A 15,237-nucleotide genomic window follows, 5' to 3' on the forward strand; every position below is an offset into this window, starting at 1 on the left:
TCAAGGGCCTATAGCTCAGTTGGTTAGAGCGCATCCCTGATAAGGATGAGGTCGCTGGTTCGAGTCCAGCTAGGCCCACGGCACCGCAGCGCGACGGCGAGGAGGCTCCACATGAGGAACCGGACAGCCCTGAACGCTGCGGTTTTCTCGTGCGTGGGCGCGATCGCGTACGCGGCCTGGCTCACGTATGAGGCCGCTCGCAAGGAGCGGGCCGCCTGGGCCGAGGTCACGGACCCGGTCGAGGAGATCTGACCCTCCCGCCGAGGGGCCATGGCGCAATTGGTAGCGCACCTGCTTTGCAAGCAGGGGGTTACGGGTTCGAGTCCCGTTGGCTCCACTCCTGCCTCCCGCGATGGCGCGGCGCGCGCATCCACAGTGCTCCTCGACGGCGTGAGCGGGTCCCGAGAGCCTCGGGGCGCCCCAGCGCCTCAGGATGGCCTGGGAAGGGGACGGCCGGCGATCGTCTCCACCAGCTCGAAGGCCTCCTCAAGAGTCGTCTCGATCCCCAGATAGGTGAGGCGGTACAGGACCGTGCCGATCACCATGTCGATGCTGAGAACCGCCTCAGGGCCGTCCCACTGCCCCGCCTTGATCGCGCGGGAGACGGCATCGATCGCCCCGTCCCGCAGGGGCGCGATCACCCGCTGCCGATAAGACGCGGCAGCCTCGGGGCGCCCCAGCAACTCGTGGGCGATCTGGATGACGGCCGGCCCGAGGGGCGGTGTCGCCAGGATCGTGTGCGCCCGCTGAACATGCGTGGCGAGATCCGCCAGGGGCTCCTCCGTCGCGGGTAGGCGCCGTGGCCCGAGCGCCGCGTCCACCGCGTCGACCGCGAGTTCCAGGAGGGTCCCCCACCGCCGGTAGATCGTCGACTTGGGGACGCCCGCCGCGGTCGCCAGGGCATCGGCCCGCAGCGCGCCGAGCCCGCCCGAGGCCATGAGGCGCGCGGCCGCGGTGAGAATTCGCCCGTCGATCCGCGGATCGCGCGGGCGCCCACCGCCTCGTGGCGCGCTCGACTCCATGGCGACCTCCTCCCATCCCGCGTGGAGCGCCGTGCCGGCCCCGCAGCGGATTCTTCCAAATGCGCCCGAACAGCGCTATCCTAGTTACGCAACTAATAGTCGTGAAATCGGGAGGAGCCATGGACCGCGTCGACCTAGCCACCGCCGGCCTGTTCTTCTCATGGGCTGCCCACGACCTCGAGGAGTACGTGACGATGCCCTCGGCCTCACGCGAGCTGGCGGAGCGCATCCCCTGGCTCCCCGAGGAGCTGCGCCGCGATGGCGTATCGCGTGAGCATGTCAGGGTGGCGATGGGCATCATGGCGGTGCTCTTCGCCGTCGGGTCCATCCAGGGGCAGCGCAGCCGCGGCCAATCCTGGCTCTATCAGGCGCTCCTGCACGGCTACGGGCTGCACGGCTTCAGCCATCTGGGATCCGCGGCTCTGGCCCGGGGCTACACCTGCGGCTGTGCGACGGCCCTGCCCATCGTCCTGTCGTCCTGGTTCTGGGCGCGGCGCGTGCTGCGCGAGGAGGGAATCGAGGTTCGCCCCAACTGGTGGGTCATCCCAGCCTTCCCCATCGTTACTGGCATCGCCCACGGCGCCGCCCACCTCGTGACGAGGGGGCGCCAGGGCGGATCTAGTGGCTCCTGAGCGCTGACGGAACTGGGCGCGCGACCACCCCGCCATCACAGCCGGGCGCGCTTGCCCACAGGTTGCGAAGATGCTCGGCCACTAGCCCTGTGGATGCCTGTGGACAGTTGAGGGACTGTAATTCCAGGCTTTCCCCATCTGGGGACAGCGCTGTGGAAAACCACAGCGCTGTTCTTCCACATGGTTATCCCCAACTGTGGATGAACCACACCGATGTGATTCGTTGGCGAGAAGTCCCTCAGAGGCTCGCGAGGCGCAGCGCCACGAGGCCCACCAGCGCCAGCGCCACGGCGGCGGTGCCAGCCGCTGAGAGCGCTCCCCGGCGCTCGCGAGGCGCCCAGGCGTAGACCGCGGCGACGACGCCCCCGGTGATGAGACCCCCCAGGTGCCCCTGCCAGGAAATCCCGGCAGCGGTGAAGGAGAAGACCAGGTTGAGCACGAGGATCCCCACGATGCCCGTGGTGTCCCGCCCGAAGCGCCGCTGGATGACGAACATCGCGGCGAACAGGCCGAAGACCGCGCCGGAGGCACCCACCGTCCCGGTGAACCAGTCCCGCGATCCCGGTGCGGACAGCCAGTACACGGCTGTTGACCCGCCCAGGGCGCTCAGCGCCATGAGCGCGCTGTAGCGCCAGCGGCCGAGCAGGGGTTCCAGGGCCTCGCCCAGTACCCACAGGGCCCACATGTTGAAGGCCAGGTGCATGATCGAGCCGTGCAGGAGCGCGCTGGTCAGCAGGCGCCACGGCTCAGCGCTCACAAAGACCGGCACGAGAGCGAGCTCCCTGATGACGTTCAGCCCCATCGCCGTCGAAGCGGGGAGCTTCTGGGCGATGAAGATGACGACGCACACGGCGATGAGCGCCTTGGTGATGAGCGTGGAGCCGTCGGAGAGCCGGCCGCCGAGGGCCGTCGTCGGGGCCCGGCGCCCGGCGCTGGCGCGAGCGGTGCAGTCCACGCAGTGCACGCCGACAGCGCTGGGCACCTGGCAGGCCGGGCACACCGGGTGGCCGCAGCGCTGGCAGCGCACGTAGGCCACCCGATCGGGGTGGCGCGGGCAGACCGGCGCGCCTGGGGTACCCGGGCCGCCCACCGCCGTCACTGGACGACGCTCACCGAGGTGATGGTGACCTCCTTGAGAGGACGGTCCGTGCGATCCGTCGGCGTCGCCGAGATCGCATCCACGACAGCCTTCGACTCGTCGTCGGCGACGGCTCCGAAGATCGTGTGCTTGCCGTGCAGCCAGGCCGTGGGCGCGGTGGTGATGAAGAACTGCGAGCCGTTGGTGCCCTTGCCCATGTGACGGCCGGCGTTGGCCATGGCCAGGACGTAGGGGGCGTCGAAGGTGAGGCTCGGGTCGATCTCGTCGTCGAAGGTGTAGCCGGGGCCACCGCGGCCGGTGCCCAGCGGGTCCCCGCCCTGGATCATGAAGTTCGGGATGACCCGGTGGAAGACGACGTCCTTGTACAGGGGCGCGTTGGTCTCCTCACCAGTGCGCGGATCTGTCCAGGTCCGCGACCCGGTGGCGAGCCCGACGAAGTTCTCAACGGTCACGGGCGCCTGCTCCGGGAAGAGGGTCAGGCGGATGTCTCCGAGGGTGGTGTGAAGAGTCGCTTCCATGCACCCATGGTCCCATGGGCGGGCGGGCGGGAGCCTCTTCGCCCAAGGGTGGCGGAGCGTGTTCACCCCAGGCAAAACGCCGCCATCAAGAGCCCCCGCCCGGGCGGGAACAGTGCCACCATGGGTCTCAGTTCGCCTCACGCCGCCCTGGCATCCCGCGACACGACCATTTGAACTCCCCAGGAGGAGAGCGCCATGCCTTGCAAGACCGCCGACAAGAGGATCGACTCCGACCACCTCCGTCAGGAGGCCGCCAATCTCGCCGAGGCCATCGCCGAGCGCGCCGAGCGCGCCGCCGAGTGGGCCGCCCCGCGCGTCGCGCGCGCCGGGGAGAACGTCTCGCGCGCCGCCAAGGAGGCGCAGACGCGCATCGAGCCCGCTTACAGCGAGGCCCGCGCCCGCGTCGTCGACGACTACCTGCCGCGCGCCCAGCGCGCCGCCGAGGCCGCCCGTGCCGCGATCGCCGAGGCCCCTGCGCCCGTCGTCGCCCCCAAGAAGCGCCGCTGCCGTCGCGGCCTCAAGGCTCTCGCCTGGGCCACCGTGGTCACCGCCGCCGCCGGCGCCGCCTACATCGCCTGGCGCCGCAGCCAGCCCGTCGAGGACCCGTGGGCCGAGGAGTACTGGGCCGACTCTGCCGAGGAGGGCGCCGAGCTCCTTGAGGAGGTCACCGGGGCCTGAGCCCACCGGCGGATCGCGCCCGTGACCGCATGACGACGACGGCGCCCCCGACCTGCGATGGTGGGGGCGCCGTCGTCGATTATCGCCCGTGCGCGGCGCTGGCCGCGGGGCCGCAGAGGCCGTTGCGGGGGCCTACTTCCAACGCAGCAGGCCGAGGAAGCCGACCATCATGATGATGAAGCCGATGTAGAGGTTCCCATTGGACAGCCAGTCGGCGGCGTGGTGGTGGAGGAAGTACGGCAATGGGTACTTCCCCTTGAACAGGTAGGTCACCACGACCCACAGGAGACCGATGACCATGAGCACGACCATCGACGGCGCGTACCAACTGGGGCTGCCGGTGCGCACCACCTTCTGGGGCACGCGCGACACGCGATTGGCCGCCGCGCGCGACTCCTCCTCGGCGGCCTTCGCCGCCTTGGCCGGGTTGCCGGAGCGCTTGGCTCTGCGCTTCGCGTGGTCATCAGAGTTCTTGAGCTTGTTCAGCAGGGCCACGCGGGCCTCCTCCTAGCATGACGAGCCTGGGGAAGGGCTCGTGCGCGGGCACTAAAACGCTCCTAGCCTAGGGCATGCGCGGCGTCGGGCGAGAGGTGGGACTGTGATCACGCTTGCCGTTACAAGCAGGGCCGACGCCCTAGACTGGCAGCCGAGCGATGGGCAGGCCATCAGTCCCGCCACGCCCCTGAGGAAAGTCCTGCGGAAGACGGAGTGCGGATGACCAGCATGAGGCACGGCGGAGCGGCGGAGCGCAAGAAGCGCTCGGCGCTCGACATCATGATCACCAGTGTCGGCGAGATCCTCATCACCGTGGGCCTCGTCATCGCCCTCTTCCTCACCTGGCAGCTGTGGTGGACGAGTCTGGACGCCCAGGAGAAGGCCGCCGCCACGCGCGCCGCCTTCGAGAGTCAGCAGGTCGACTCCCCCAAGACCGAGGGAGTCAAGCACTATGACGCCCCGCCCGCCGTCTCCCCCGTCGGCAGCGGGGAGACCATCGGCATGCTCATCGTCCCCAAGTGGTACGGCAAGACGAACAACAACATGCCCATCCTGGAGGGCACCGCCGCGAACATCCTCGACTCCGCCGTCGCCGGCCACTACACCGAGACCCAGCAGGTGGGCGATATCGGCAACTTCGCCCTCGCCGGCCACCGGCGCACCTCCGGAAACTCCTTCCGGCGCATCGATCTCCTCGAGTCCGGCGACGAGGTGGTGGTGGCCACCAAGGACACCTGGTACGTCTACACCGTCACCGAGCACGAGATTGTGAACCCGAACGCCGTCGAGGTCATCGCGCCGGTGCCCCACCATCCCGAGATCGCGGCCACTGATCGCATGCTCACCCTGACCACCTGCCACTCGCTGACAGTCGGCGAGTGGGGCAATGACCACCGGTGGATCACCTACGCGAAGCTCTCCTACTGGATGCCCCGCTCCGAGGGCCGCCCGGCCTCGGTCCTCAACGACCCGGAGGTCAACTGATGTACGGATGGATCTGGCGCCACCTGCCCGGACCGGTGTGGCTGCGCCTCATTGAGGCGCTCGTCCTCGCCGCGCTCGTGGTCCTCGGGCTGTTCGAGTTCGTCTTCCCGTGGGCCAACGAGACCTTCCACCTCTCCGGCGAGGCCACCGTCTGACCGGGCATCCGCCCGCGGCCTCGCGCCCGCCATCCCCCACCCCTCCCCACACGCGAGACCGGTCGAAAATACGAGCGAGACCGGTCGAAATGAGGATCGAGACCGGTTCGGTGGGGTGAATGCTGGCGCTGTGGGGGCGCGTGCTGAGCGCGGATGAGGGGGCTGCTCACTTAAGGGGCGCGCCTGAGCACGGAGGGGCGCCCGGCGGACTGAGAGTCGTGCTCCCAGCGCACCTCTCGGTGCGCGAGCCACCCGTTGGTGCGCGAGGCGCCCGTCGACGGGGACGATGCTCGGCGGGAGCGCGGCCGGCTCACTATCGTGCTGTGCTGATCGACCGGTCTCGATCGTATTTTCGACCGGTCTCGCTCGTGATATCGACCGGTCTCGGCGGTGAGAGGAGGGGAGGGTCAGTTGGAGGTGGCGCCCGTCGACGGGGACGACGATGGATTATTCGGGTCACCCGATTTATTGGCCTTCGGGGAGGTCGTCGTGGGCGCGGGCTGGAAATCGTACTTCTTGTAGTCGATGGTCACCTGCCCCCCGGCGTCCAGGGAGGCCCCGGCGACGGGGCTCGTGCCCGTGACCTCGGTGGTGTCTTTCTTGGCCGGGTCGGAGGTCTTCTCCGTGGTCGGGCTGTTGACGTTGTAGGTCAGGCCCGCGTCCTGCAGCGCCGTCTGCGCCGCCTCCAGGGTCATGCCCTTGATGTCCGGCACGGTGACCCTCCCCGTGGACAGCACGAGCGCCACCGAGCTCCCCCGCTGCACGGTCGTGTTCGCCGTGGGCTTGGTGCGGATGACCTTGTCCTTGCCGACCTCCGCGGAGTCCTCCGAGGTGGAGGTCCCCACCTTGAGGCCCGCCTTCTCCAGGGCGTCGCGCGCCTCCTCCTGGGTCTTGCCCGACACGTCGGGAACCTCGACCATGGCGGTGCCCAGGGAGTACTGGACCGTCACCGTGGAGCCAGGAGCTGCGCCCGTGCCCACAGCCGGGTCGGTGGAGACCGCCCGGCCCGGGGGGATCGTGTTGGAGGCGACGCCGTCGCCCTTGGCGTAGACCAGGCCGACGGACTCGATCGCGGCCTTGGCCTCCTGCTCCGACTTGCCCGTGACATCCGGGACGGCGACGGTCGTCGGCGTCGGTGAGGCGGTGGGCTTGGGATCGGCCCCGCCGAACTTCCCAGAGCTGACCGCCCACGCGCCCAGCGCCACCGCGACGAGGAGCGCCGCGATGAGCAGCCACAGTCCGAGGCGGTTCTTGGACGCGCGCTCATCATCCTGCTCAGTGGGCATGATCAGGGGCTGCTGGGTCACCGGGGGCGGTGGTGCGGGCGTCTCGGGGCGGGCGGGGCTGAAGGCGTCAGCCTGCTGCGGGAGCGTCGTCGTCGGGGCGGAGGCCCAGGTGGAGGTCGCGGGCGCGGACACGGCATTGCCCTGCTGCGCGGCCAGGAGGTCGGTGCGCATGTGGGCGGCATCCCCATAGCGGTCGTCGCGGCGCTTGGCCAGCGCCTTGAGGACGACTCGGTCGATCGCCTCCGGGATATCGGCGGCGATCGACGACGGCGGCTTGGGCACCTCCCGCACATGCTGGTAGGCGATGGCCACGGCGGAGTCGCCTGTGAACGGCGGATGGCCGGTGAGGAGCTCGTAGAGGAGGCAGCCGGTGGAGTAGAGGTCCGAGCGGGTGTCCACGACTTCCCCGCGGGCCTGCTCCGGGGACAGGTACTGGGCGGTTCCGACGACGGCGTGCTGCTGGGTGACGGTCGCCGCGGAGTCCTCAATGGCGCGGGCGATGCCGAAATCCATGACCTTCACCGCGCCGGTGGAGGTGATCATGATGTTCCCGGGCTTGATGTCCCGGTGGACGATGCCGGCGCGGTGGGAGTACTCCAGGGCGTCGAGCACGCCGGTGACGATCTCGACCGCCTCGGGGATCGGCACGGCCTCGCCGTCGCCCAGGAGCTCGCGGACCGTATGACCCTCCACGTACTCCATGACGATGTACGGGACGGTGCGGCTCGTCCCGTCCGGCTGGACGAGGGTCTCCTCGCCGGAGTCGTAAACGGCAACGATCGAGGGATGGTTGAGCGCGGCGGCGGACTGGGCCTCGCGCTGGAAGCGGGTCTGGAACGTGGAGTCGCTGGCCAGGTCCGAGCGCAGGAGCTTGATGGCGATGACGCGGTTGAGGCGCCGATCGTACCCGAGGCGCACCTCCGCCATGCCGCCACGGCCGATGAGGTCACGGATCTCGTAGCGTTCGGCCAGGATCGCGGGGAACGTGTCGGTCACGGTGCCTCCTTGACTGAGGTGACGGGCACTGGGGCGGGCAATCCGGAGGCCTGCGCGATCAGCTCTGAGCCTGCTTCGCTCAGGGATCCGGTGGTGGTAGGCGATTGAGGGGCGGCGTCCGTCGTGCCCGGTTGCGCTGAGGCTAGGGTACTCATGAGCGCCACGACGGCGGCAATGAGGATGAGCACTGCTCCGGCGAGCATGAGCAGGGCCGGCGCGGATAGGCTGCTCAGGAGCGGCAGGCCGAGGCGGCCCCGCCCCGAGCTGCGGCGGGGGCGACGAGCATCACGCGCGCGATGGGATACCGGCAGGGCCCGCGCGCGCGAGCCATACGCGCCCCGGCGGGCGCTGTGGATCTTGGAGCGGCGCTCGGGCCAGCGCTCGGGCGCGGTCTCGACGATCGCGGCGGCCCACTGCGCGGCGCTCGCCGAGGCTCGTGGGCGCTCGGCAGCCCTCGATGGCTTCGAGGACGCCGGCGCGGCGCTCTCCTCGTCAGTGGCGGCATTGGCCGCCGAGGAGCTGGTCGGCGAGGAGGCCCGGCCCATCCCCGCTGCGCCGCCACCGCCGGCAGTGGAGGCGGCGCCAGGTCCCTGGGCGGCCCTGCCCGTGGAGGCCCAGGCGAGGTTGTCCTCGGGGTCCCAGTGCTCCTCCGGCAGGTGGATGACGATCCGATCGAGGCGCCGGGCGAGCTCGCGAGCCGAGGACGGCCGATCGGCGGGCTTCTTGGCCAGCAGCTCCATAACGACCTGGCGGACCTCGGGGGGCACGCTCTTGGGCATCTGAGGCACGGGCTCGTTGACATGCGCGAAGGCGATGTCCACCTGAGTGGACCCGGTGAAGGGGCGGCGGCCCACGAGAGCCTCGTAGGCGATGATCCCCAGGGCGTAGAGGTCGCCAGAGGGCTGGGCGGCGTTGCCCATCGCCTGCTCGGGCGCCAGGTACTGGGCGGTGCCCATGACCATGCCGGTGGCGGTCATGGGCCGCTGGTGGGGGCCGGTGGAGATGCCGAAGTCGGTGAGTTTGGCCAGGCCCTCCCGGTTGATGAGGATGTTGGAGGGCTTGACATCGCGGTGGACGACGCCGGAGTCGTGGACCACCTGGAGGGCGCGGGCCACCTGCGCGAGGATCGGCAGGATCTCCGCGGGCGCCATCGTTCCCTTCTCCTCCAGGATCTCGGACAGGGGGCGGCCCTGCACGAGCTCCATGATGATCCAGCCCGAGCCCTTGCGCTCCCCGAAGTCCAGGACGACGGCGAGGTTGGGGTGGCGCAGTCCCCGGGAGTTGGCGGCCTCCGCCCGCAGGCGCGACAGGAAGATCTCATCCCCGGTCAGTTCGGGGCGGAGGATCTTGGCGGCGACGATCCGACCTGAGTTGAGATCGGTGGCGCGCCAGACCTCCCCCATGCCGCCCAGGGCGATGCGCTCCAGGAGCTGGTAGCGGCCCTGGAGCTCGAACCCCACCTGTGGGATCACTGGTTCACCGCCGCGTCGATGACGGCGGCCGCGATCGGGCCCGCCTCCGAGCCACCGGTGGCGGTGGGTGAGGTCTGCTGGCCGCCGTCGAGCACCACAGCCAGGGCGATGGACGGCTTGTTGATGTCCGTGCCAGCGAAGCCGACGAACCAGGTGACAGGGCCGCCCTCGTCGGAGCCGGTCTCTGCGGTGCCGGTCTTGCCGGCCACCTGCACGCCGGCGACCTGCGCGGTGGTCCCGGTTCCGGAGGAGACGGCCTCCTGCATGAGGCCGGTGAGGGTCTTGGCGGTCTTGGCGTCGATCGGGGTGCGGGCGACCTCGGGGCTCGTCGTCGAGACGACGGACAGATCGGCGTCCAGGGTGCGGGCGACCAGGTACGGCTTCATCTGCTTGCCCTGATTGGCGACCGTGGCGGCCACCTGCGCCATTTGAAGGGGGGTGACGCGCACGGACTGCTGGCCGATCCCCGCCATGGCGGTCTCCGCGGCGGAGGAGTTGGCCGGGTAGGTGGAGGCGGTCACCGGGAGGGAGAAGTCGTCCTTCGTGCCGAAGCCCCAGGCCTCGGCCTCCTTGGCCAAGGCGTCATCGCCCACGTCCATGGCGAGACGGGCGAAGGGCGTGTTGCAGGACTGCGCGAAGGCCGCGGACAGGGTGGCGGTGCCGTTGCCGCAGGACTCGCCCCGGTAGTTGGACAGCGAGTGGTTCGTGCCGGGAAGCGTGATCGAGTCGGGGGCGTCGAGGGTGGTGGAGGCGGTGACCTTGCCGGCGCGCAGCGCGGCCGAGGTGGTGAGGATCTTGAAGGTCGAGCCCGGGGGGTAGAGGTCGCCGCCGGTCGCCCGGTTGACCAGTGGCTGGCCGGGATCGGCGGAGTACTGCTCCCAGGCGGCCGATACGGCGGCGGCGTCATGGGAGGCCAGGACGTTGGGGTCGAAGGAGGGGGAGGAGACGAGCGCCAGGACCGCCCCGGTGGACGGGTCGAGCGCGACGACCGCGCCGCGCCTGCCGCCCAGCGCGTTCGCGGCGGCCTGCTGGGCCTGGGCGTTGAGGGTCAGGTCCACCGACCCCCCCTCCTGGGAGGCGCCGGTGATGAGGGCCTTCACCCGCGAGGAGAACAAGGAGGGATCATCCCCGTTGAGCACCTTGTTCTCGGACTGCTCCATGCCGGTCAACTCGGAGCGGATCGGCGAGGAGTAGCCGGTCACCTGCGCGTAGAGCGAACCGGAGGAGTAGACGCGCTGGTAGGAGTAGACGTCGTCGGAGGGCTGCGAGGAGGCCACGGGGGAACCGGACACGAGGATCTGGCCGCGATGGGCCCCGAAGGCGGCGAAGGCCGCGCGCTGGTTGCGCCGGTCGGTGGTCAGACTGCCCTCGGAGGACTCCGACTGCCACAGCGCGGGGCGCGCGAAGCCCTGCACGCTGGTCACGGACACGGCCAGTGCGAGGAACATGATGGTCACGAGCACGGCCACCTGGTGGATCTGGCGGTTCATGGCTGGACTCCCTCCACTCTTGGCGTTCCCTGGGGGGCCGTACCGGTCGGGGCGCTGCCCTGCTGCTTGCTCACGCCGTCGGGCGGAGTGTCGATCGTGATGTCCGGATCCTCGTCGAAGGAGCGCCCCGTGCCCGACGGCGTGCCGGCCGGGCCGTCCGCGCCGTGCATCTCATCGAAGTCGAAATCGGGGTCGAGGACGAGCTTGCGCAGGCCCGCGGGCAACTCGGCGGTGTCGATGATGCGCGGCGCCGTCGATGGCGGTCGGCGGGCGGCATCGGATAAGCGCACGAGGAGCGCGAGGATCACCCAGTTCGCCACCAGGGAGGATCCGCCGTAGGCCAGGAACGGCATCGTCAGCCCCGTCAGCGGGATGAGGCGGGTCACGCCACCGACGACGACGAAGACCTGCAGCGCGATCGTGAAGGACAGACCGGTGGCCAGGAGCTTGCCGAAGCCGTCGCGCAGGCTCATGGCGGTGCGCAGACCGCGCTCGATGAGCACGATGTACAGCACGAGGATCGCCAGGATGCCGGTCAGACCCAGTTCCTCGCCAATGGAGGAGACGATGAAGTCGGAGTTCGCGAAGGGCACGAGCGTGGGGTAGCCCTTGCCCCAGCCCGAGCCCGTCAGCCCGCCCGAGGCCATCCCGAACAGGGCGTCGGGCAACTGGCGCGACGAGTTCTCATAGACGTCTCGGTCCATGGCGTGCAGCCAGTTTTGGATGCGCGCCTGCACGTGGGCCAGGTGCGTGGCGGCGAACCAGGCGGCGGGCACGAACAGGCCGGCGCCGATGATCAGCCAGGAGGGCCGGTCCGTGGCCACGTACAGGGTGACGACGAACAGGCCGAATAGGAGCAGGGAGGTGCCCAGGTCGCTCTGGGCGACGAGCACCATGATGCTCACCCCCCACACGATGAGCAGCGGCACGAGGTGGCGGGCCCGGGGCAGGTTCATCCCCATGACCCGGCGCCCCGCCAGGGCGAGGTTGTCGCGGTTTGCCACAAGGAAGGAGGCGAAGAAGACCGCGAGGAGCACCTTGGTGAGCTCGGCCGGCTGGAAGGACATGGGGCCGAGCCGGATCCAGATCCTCGCGCCATTGATCTGCACGCCCAGGAATGGGATGAACGGCAGGATGAGGAAGATCAGGCCCGCGACCATCGCCGACCAGTCCCACCGGCGCAGGACGCGGTAGTCGGGGATCATGAGCACCCCGCAGAACAGGGCGATGCCCAGGCCGGTCCAGATCGCCTGGCGCGGTCCGACGTAGTACTGCCAGGCCTCGAGGATCTTGTAGGACATGTCGAGGCGGGAGATCATCGCCAGGCCGATGCCGTTGAGCGCGATGGCGGTGGGCAGGATGACGGGGTCCGCCCAGGGGGCCTTCCACCGCACCCACAGGTGCACGACGATGCCGATGAGCACGAGGGCCCCGCCGAGCAGGAGGGATTGGGCCGGTGAGGCGCCGGTGCGGTTGAGGGCGGTGAAGACGAAGCCGCTCAGGCCGATGATGACGGCGACGACGATGAGCGCGGCCTCCGCCCAGCGTCCCGTGGTGCGGTGCGCGCCTAGGGGGCTGGCAGGGGGCGCGCTCATCGGTTGGCTCTCGGGCCCGCGGGATCGGAAGCGCACGTGATCACCCTTGCGCGGTCGCCGATGGCGTGGGCTGGGTGGGGGGCGTGGCGGCGGGGGCGGGCGTTGCGGTGCCGGCGGGGGTGGGGGCCGGCGTCGTCGGGAGGATGGTCGCGGCGGACACCGTCTGGGAGACGTAGGCGCGGGCCTCCTCAAGCGAGCCCTTGGCAACCGTGTCGGCGAGCCGGGATCGCATCTCGGCGGTGAGGGCGTCCACCGGTGGAGCGTCATAGGTCTCGACGACGTGGCTCAGGCGGATGAGGCCCACGGACTGCGGGATCCCCTGGTAGATGGCGATCCGCTCCTGACCGTTGGCCAGGGTGGTGGTCACGTAGTACTGCCGCTGCGTCCACATGTACCCCAGGCCGAGGGCCGCGGCCAGGGCGGTCAGAAGGATGAGTGAGGCGACCAGTGAGCGGCGGCCGCGACGGCGCTGGGTCTCGGCGCGCTCGGCCTGCTTGGCTGCCTCCTCGGCGACGAGCTCGCGCTCGGAACGGCTGGCCTCCTTACCGGCCTTAGGATCAAGGCCCGCCACCAGGGCGGCGGCCTTGGCGGCCGGGGTGTCAGCCGCGCCCGGCGCGGGGCTCGCCGCGCCATCGGCGCCCTCGTCCTCCTGGCCCTCCTCCCCGGGCTCGGCGTCGGCCGGGGTTCCGGCGCTCTTGGCGCGGGCCGCGGCGGCCAGGGCGCGCCGGTTGGCGGCCGAGCCGACGACCTGGGCGTCGGACTGGGGCGACTCGTCGTCGTCGACGATGTCGACGATGACGACGGTGACATTGTCCGGGCCGCCGGCGCGCAGGGCCAGGTCGATGAGCTGGTCGGCGGCCATCTCCGGCTCGGGGATCGAGGTGAGGACCTCGCCGATCGTCTCAGCGGTGACCGGGCCGCACAGGCCGTCGGAGCACAGGAGCCAGCGGTCCCCGGGGACCGCCTCGCGGATCGACTCGTCGAGCTGGACGTCGCCCTCGGCGTCGCCCAGGACGCGCAGCAGGACGGAGCGCTGTGGGTGCCGGCGCGCCTGCTCGCGGGTGAGGCGGCCGGACTCCACGAGGTACTCCACGAAGGTGTGGTCGGTGGTGACCTGGGTGAACTCCCCGTCGCGCAGGAGGTAGGCGCGTGAGTCACCGACGTGGACCATGGCGAGCTTGTTGCCGGAGCGCATGAGGCCCACGCAGGTGGTGCCCAGTCCTGACAGTTCGGGGTCGGAGGCCGAGCGGTTGATGAGTTCGGCATGGGCGTCCTGCACCGCCGAGCGCAGGAGGCTGAGGAGTTCGCCGGCCTGGTGGGAGTCGGCGTCGAGGGGCGCCAGGTGCTCGATGGCGACCGCCGAGGCGATGTCACCGCCGGCGGGGCCGCCCATGCCGTCGCACAGGACGCACAGGTGGGGGCCCGCGTAGGCGGAGTCCTGGTTGGACTGCCTCACGAGTCCGATGTCGCTCCGGGCGGCGTAGCGCAGGGAGATCGTCATGGGCGCAGCTCCAAGGTGGTCTGACCGATCTTCACGGGCACGCCGATTGGCAGCTCGACGGCCCCGTGCACTGAGCGCCCGCCCAGCATGGTTCCGTTCGTGGAGCCCAGGTCCTCCAGCCACCAGGACCCGTCCTTGGGGAAGACGCGGGCGTGGCGGGAGGAGGCGTAGGAGTCATCGAGCACGAGGGTTGATGACGGCGATCGGCCGATGATGATCGACGATGGGGAGAGTGGGACGGTGGAGCCGGCAAGCGGCCCCTCGGTGATGATGAGACGGCGGGCGTCGTTGCGCCTGGGCGGCGCGGGCGGGGCCTGAGGGGCGGCCTGGCCCTGCCCCCGCTGCGCGCGGGGAGCGGAGGGGAGCGCGCGCCCGGGGCGCCCGATCGGGATATCGGCCATGTCGCGCTTCAGGACGCGAATGACGAGATAGACGAAGACCCACAGCAGGACGATGAACCCCAGCCGCAGAGCAGTGAAGGCCAGTTGGCTCAAGTGGCCGCTCCTACGGGTGACGGCGCCTGGTTGGCGCTCTGAGACCCGTCCCAGAACATGATCCGGGTGCGGCCGATCGTCAGCGTGTTGCCGTCCAGGAGGGTGGCGGCGTCGACCCTGTGGCCCTCGACGAAGGTGCCGTTGGTCGAACCGAGATCGGTGGCGATGGCATGGCCCTGGGTCAGGCGGATCTCCAGGTGGCGGCGGGAAACGCCGGAGTCATCGACGATGATGTCCGCCTCGCTGCCGCGGCCGATGACCGTGACCTGCCCGGTGAGCAAGTAGCGCTGGCCGTCGATGTCGAGGATCGGCTGGGTCGGCGACGGCGTGGCGACCTGGGTGGAGGCGCCCCGGCGCGTGGAGGAGTCGACCTCGATGGCCGAGGCCGCGAGGGTGGAGTCGGAGGCGAACACGACCTCCACGGGCCCGACGAAGGAGTAGCCCTGCTCGGCGGCGTGGGATGTGGCGACGTCGATGAGCTGGTGGACCATCTCCTCCTCGCCCCAGGCGCGGACTCGCTCGATGGCGGTGGCTGGGAGCCGGACGCGGAAGTGGTTGGGCACCACGGAGCGGTCGCGCGCGAATGAGGCGGCCCGCTTGTCCATCGTCTCGCGGATCTTGGAGGCGATCTCGATCGGCTCGATGTCGTCCCCCAGCCGTGACATGGCACGGCTGGTGACGCTCCCAACGCCCTTCTCGAGCTTGTCCAGGAAACCCATGGACTCAACCTCCCTGTGTGGGGACTGCTCCCGGCCGCATGAGGCCGGATTCTCTCCGCGCCCATCGTAACCGCTGATCCGGTGCGAGCCGAGTGGGGCGC

16 protein-coding genes and 2 tRNA genes are annotated in these 15,237 nt (G+C 70.3%); 7 read left to right on the forward strand and 11 right to left on the reverse strand.

Features of this window, described 5'->3' with window-relative positions; genetic code table 11:
- The first annotated feature begins 4 nt into the window (after positions 1–4).
- The 3 genes from GVV75_RS05005 (at position 5) to GVV75_RS05010 (ending at position 337) form a co-directional block, all read left to right on the forward strand.
- Positions 5–78, forward strand: a tRNA-Ile gene (locus GVV75_RS05005).
- Between the two features lie 33 nt (positions 79–111).
- Positions 112–252: a DLW-39 family protein gene (locus GVV75_RS10115; RefSeq protein WP_175993947.1), complete on the forward strand. Its 141-nt coding sequence runs from the start codon at positions 112–114 to the stop codon at positions 250–252.
- Positions 253–264: 12 nt separating this feature from the next.
- Positions 265–337 (forward strand) — tRNA-Ala (locus GVV75_RS05010).
- Positions 338–428: 91 nt separating this feature from the next.
- Here GVV75_RS05010 and GVV75_RS05015 read toward each other — a convergent pair.
- Positions 429–1,022: a TetR/AcrR family transcriptional regulator gene (locus GVV75_RS05015; protein ID WP_159624307.1), complete on the reverse strand. Its 594-nt coding sequence runs from the start codon at positions 1,020–1,022 to the stop codon at positions 429–431.
- 119 nt (positions 1,023–1,141) lie between these two features.
- On the opposite strand from GVV75_RS05015, the gene GVV75_RS05020 reads away from it, so the two are divergent.
- Positions 1,142–1,654 (forward strand): HXXEE domain-containing protein, encoded by a 513-nt coding sequence (locus GVV75_RS05020; protein ID WP_159624309.1) that lies wholly within the window; start codon positions 1,142–1,144, stop codon positions 1,652–1,654.
- Positions 1,655–1,892: 238 nt separating this feature from the next.
- Here GVV75_RS05020 and GVV75_RS05025 read toward each other — a convergent pair whose 3' ends face one another.
- Entirely contained in the window at positions 1,893–2,690 is a 798-nt protein-coding gene (locus GVV75_RS05025) for a rhomboid family intramembrane serine protease (RefSeq protein ID WP_159624311.1), read from the reverse strand.
- Positions 2,691–2,749: 59 nt separating this feature from the next.
- On the reverse strand, positions 2,750–3,271 hold the full coding sequence (locus tag GVV75_RS05030; protein ID WP_159624313.1) for a peptidylprolyl isomerase: 522 nt from the start codon (positions 3,269–3,271) through the stop codon (positions 2,750–2,752).
- Positions 3,272–3,466: 195 nt separating this feature from the next.
- Here GVV75_RS05030 and GVV75_RS05035 point away from each other — a divergent pair, with 195 nt between their 5' ends.
- A complete protein-coding gene (locus GVV75_RS05035; protein WP_159813777.1) occupies positions 3,467–3,949 on the forward strand; it encodes a hypothetical protein in 483 nt (160 codons plus the stop codon).
- Between the two features lie 132 nt (positions 3,950–4,081).
- On the opposite strand, the gene GVV75_RS05040 is transcribed toward GVV75_RS05035, so the two are convergent.
- A complete protein-coding gene (locus GVV75_RS05040; protein WP_159624318.1) occupies positions 4,082–4,444 on the reverse strand; it encodes a cell division protein CrgA in 363 nt (120 codons plus the stop codon).
- Between the two features lie 219 nt (positions 4,445–4,663).
- On the opposite strand from GVV75_RS05040, the gene GVV75_RS05045 reads away from it, so the two are divergent.
- Positions 4,664–5,428, forward strand: a complete 765-nt coding sequence (locus GVV75_RS05045) for a class E sortase (RefSeq protein ID WP_175993952.1) — start codon at positions 4,664–4,666, stop codon at positions 5,426–5,428.
- Complete coding sequence (locus GVV75_RS10120) at positions 5,428–5,583, forward strand: hypothetical protein (protein WP_175993953.1); 156 nt, start codon at positions 5,428–5,430, stop codon at positions 5,581–5,583. The genes GVV75_RS05045 and GVV75_RS10120 overlap by 1 nt, the downstream gene beginning before the upstream one ends.
- Before the next feature lie 407 nt (positions 5,584–5,990).
- Here GVV75_RS10120 and pknB read toward each other — a convergent pair whose 3' ends face one another.
- The 7 genes from pknB to GVV75_RS05080 are packed head-to-tail and all read right to left on the reverse strand — an operon-like array spanning position 5,991 to position 15,136.
- Positions 5,991–7,865: a Stk1 family PASTA domain-containing Ser/Thr kinase gene (pknB, locus tag GVV75_RS05050; protein WP_159813779.1), complete on the reverse strand. Its 1,875-nt coding sequence runs from the start codon at positions 7,863–7,865 to the stop codon at positions 5,991–5,993.
- Positions 7,862–9,325 (reverse strand): serine/threonine-protein kinase, encoded by a 1,464-nt coding sequence (locus GVV75_RS05055; RefSeq protein WP_235925235.1) that lies wholly within the window; start codon positions 9,323–9,325, stop codon positions 7,862–7,864. Before GVV75_RS05055 ends, pknB begins: the two co-directional genes overlap by 4 nt.
- Before the next feature lie 8 nt (positions 9,326–9,333).
- Positions 9,334–10,827, reverse strand: a complete 1,494-nt coding sequence (locus tag GVV75_RS05060) for a peptidoglycan D,D-transpeptidase FtsI family protein (protein ID WP_159624324.1) — start codon at positions 10,825–10,827, stop codon at positions 9,334–9,336.
- A complete protein-coding gene (locus tag GVV75_RS05065) occupies positions 10,824–12,422 on the reverse strand; it encodes an FtsW/RodA/SpoVE family cell cycle protein (protein ID WP_159624326.1) in 1,599 nt (532 codons plus the stop codon). Before GVV75_RS05065 ends, GVV75_RS05060 begins: the two co-directional genes overlap by 4 nt.
- Positions 12,423–12,462: 40 nt before the next feature.
- Positions 12,463–13,923, reverse strand: coding sequence for a PP2C family protein-serine/threonine phosphatase (locus tag GVV75_RS05070; protein WP_159813781.1), 1,461 nt, complete (start codon positions 13,921–13,923; stop codon positions 12,463–12,465).
- Positions 13,920–14,417 (reverse strand): FHA domain-containing protein FhaB/FipA, encoded by a 498-nt coding sequence (locus GVV75_RS05075; protein WP_159624330.1) that lies wholly within the window; start codon positions 14,415–14,417, stop codon positions 13,920–13,922. Before GVV75_RS05075 ends, GVV75_RS05070 begins: the two co-directional genes overlap by 4 nt.
- Positions 14,414–15,136 carry an FhaA domain-containing protein gene (locus GVV75_RS05080; RefSeq protein WP_159717934.1) on the reverse strand — a complete coding sequence of 241 codons (723 nt, stop codon included), beginning with the start codon at positions 15,134–15,136 and terminating at the stop codon, positions 14,414–14,416. The genes GVV75_RS05075 and GVV75_RS05080 overlap by 4 nt, the downstream gene beginning before the upstream one ends.
- Positions 15,137–15,237: the final 101 nt, after the last annotated feature.

This window comes from Actinomyces sp. zg328 (assembly GCF_009829635.1).
Lineage (GTDB): Bacteria > Actinomycetota > Actinomycetes > Actinomycetales > Actinomycetaceae > Actinomyces > Actinomyces marmotae.

What these genes read in the sequence shown, in the direction of transcription:
- GVV75_RS10120 (WP_175993953.1), top strand. Translation starts at nt 5,428, where the DNA reads ATGTACGGATGGATCTGGCGCCACCTGCCCGGACCGGTGTGGCTGCGC.
- GVV75_RS10115 (WP_175993947.1), top strand. Translation starts at nt 112, where the DNA reads ATGAGGAACCGGACAGCCCTGAACGCTGCGGTTTTCTCGTGCGTGGGC.
- GVV75_RS05070 (WP_159813781.1), bottom strand. Translation starts at nt 13,923, where the DNA reads ATGACGATCTCCCTGCGCTACGCCGCCCGGAGCGACATCGGACTCGTG.
- GVV75_RS05030 (WP_159624313.1), bottom strand. Translation starts at nt 3,271, where the DNA reads ATGGAAGCGACTCTTCACACCACCCTCGGAGACATCCGCCTGACCCTC.
- GVV75_RS05020 (WP_159624309.1), top strand. Translation starts at nt 1,142, where the DNA reads ATGGACCGCGTCGACCTAGCCACCGCCGGCCTGTTCTTCTCATGGGCT.
- GVV75_RS05065 (WP_159624326.1), bottom strand. Translation starts at nt 12,422, where the DNA reads ATGAGCGCGCCCCCTGCCAGCCCCCTAGGCGCGCACCGCACCACGGGA.
- GVV75_RS05080 (WP_159717934.1), bottom strand. Translation starts at nt 15,136, where the DNA reads ATGGGTTTCCTGGACAAGCTCGAGAAGGGCGTTGGGAGCGTCACCAGC.
- GVV75_RS05060 (WP_159624324.1), bottom strand. Translation starts at nt 10,827, where the DNA reads ATGAACCGCCAGATCCACCAGGTGGCCGTGCTCGTGACCATCATGTTC.
- GVV75_RS05015 (WP_159624307.1), bottom strand. Translation starts at nt 1,022, where the DNA reads ATGGAGTCGAGCGCGCCACGAGGCGGTGGGCGCCCGCGCGATCCGCGG.
- GVV75_RS05045 (WP_175993952.1), top strand. Translation starts at nt 4,664, where the DNA reads ATGACCAGCATGAGGCACGGCGGAGCGGCGGAGCGCAAGAAGCGCTCG.
- GVV75_RS05035 (WP_159813777.1), top strand. Translation starts at nt 3,467, where the DNA reads ATGCCTTGCAAGACCGCCGACAAGAGGATCGACTCCGACCACCTCCGT.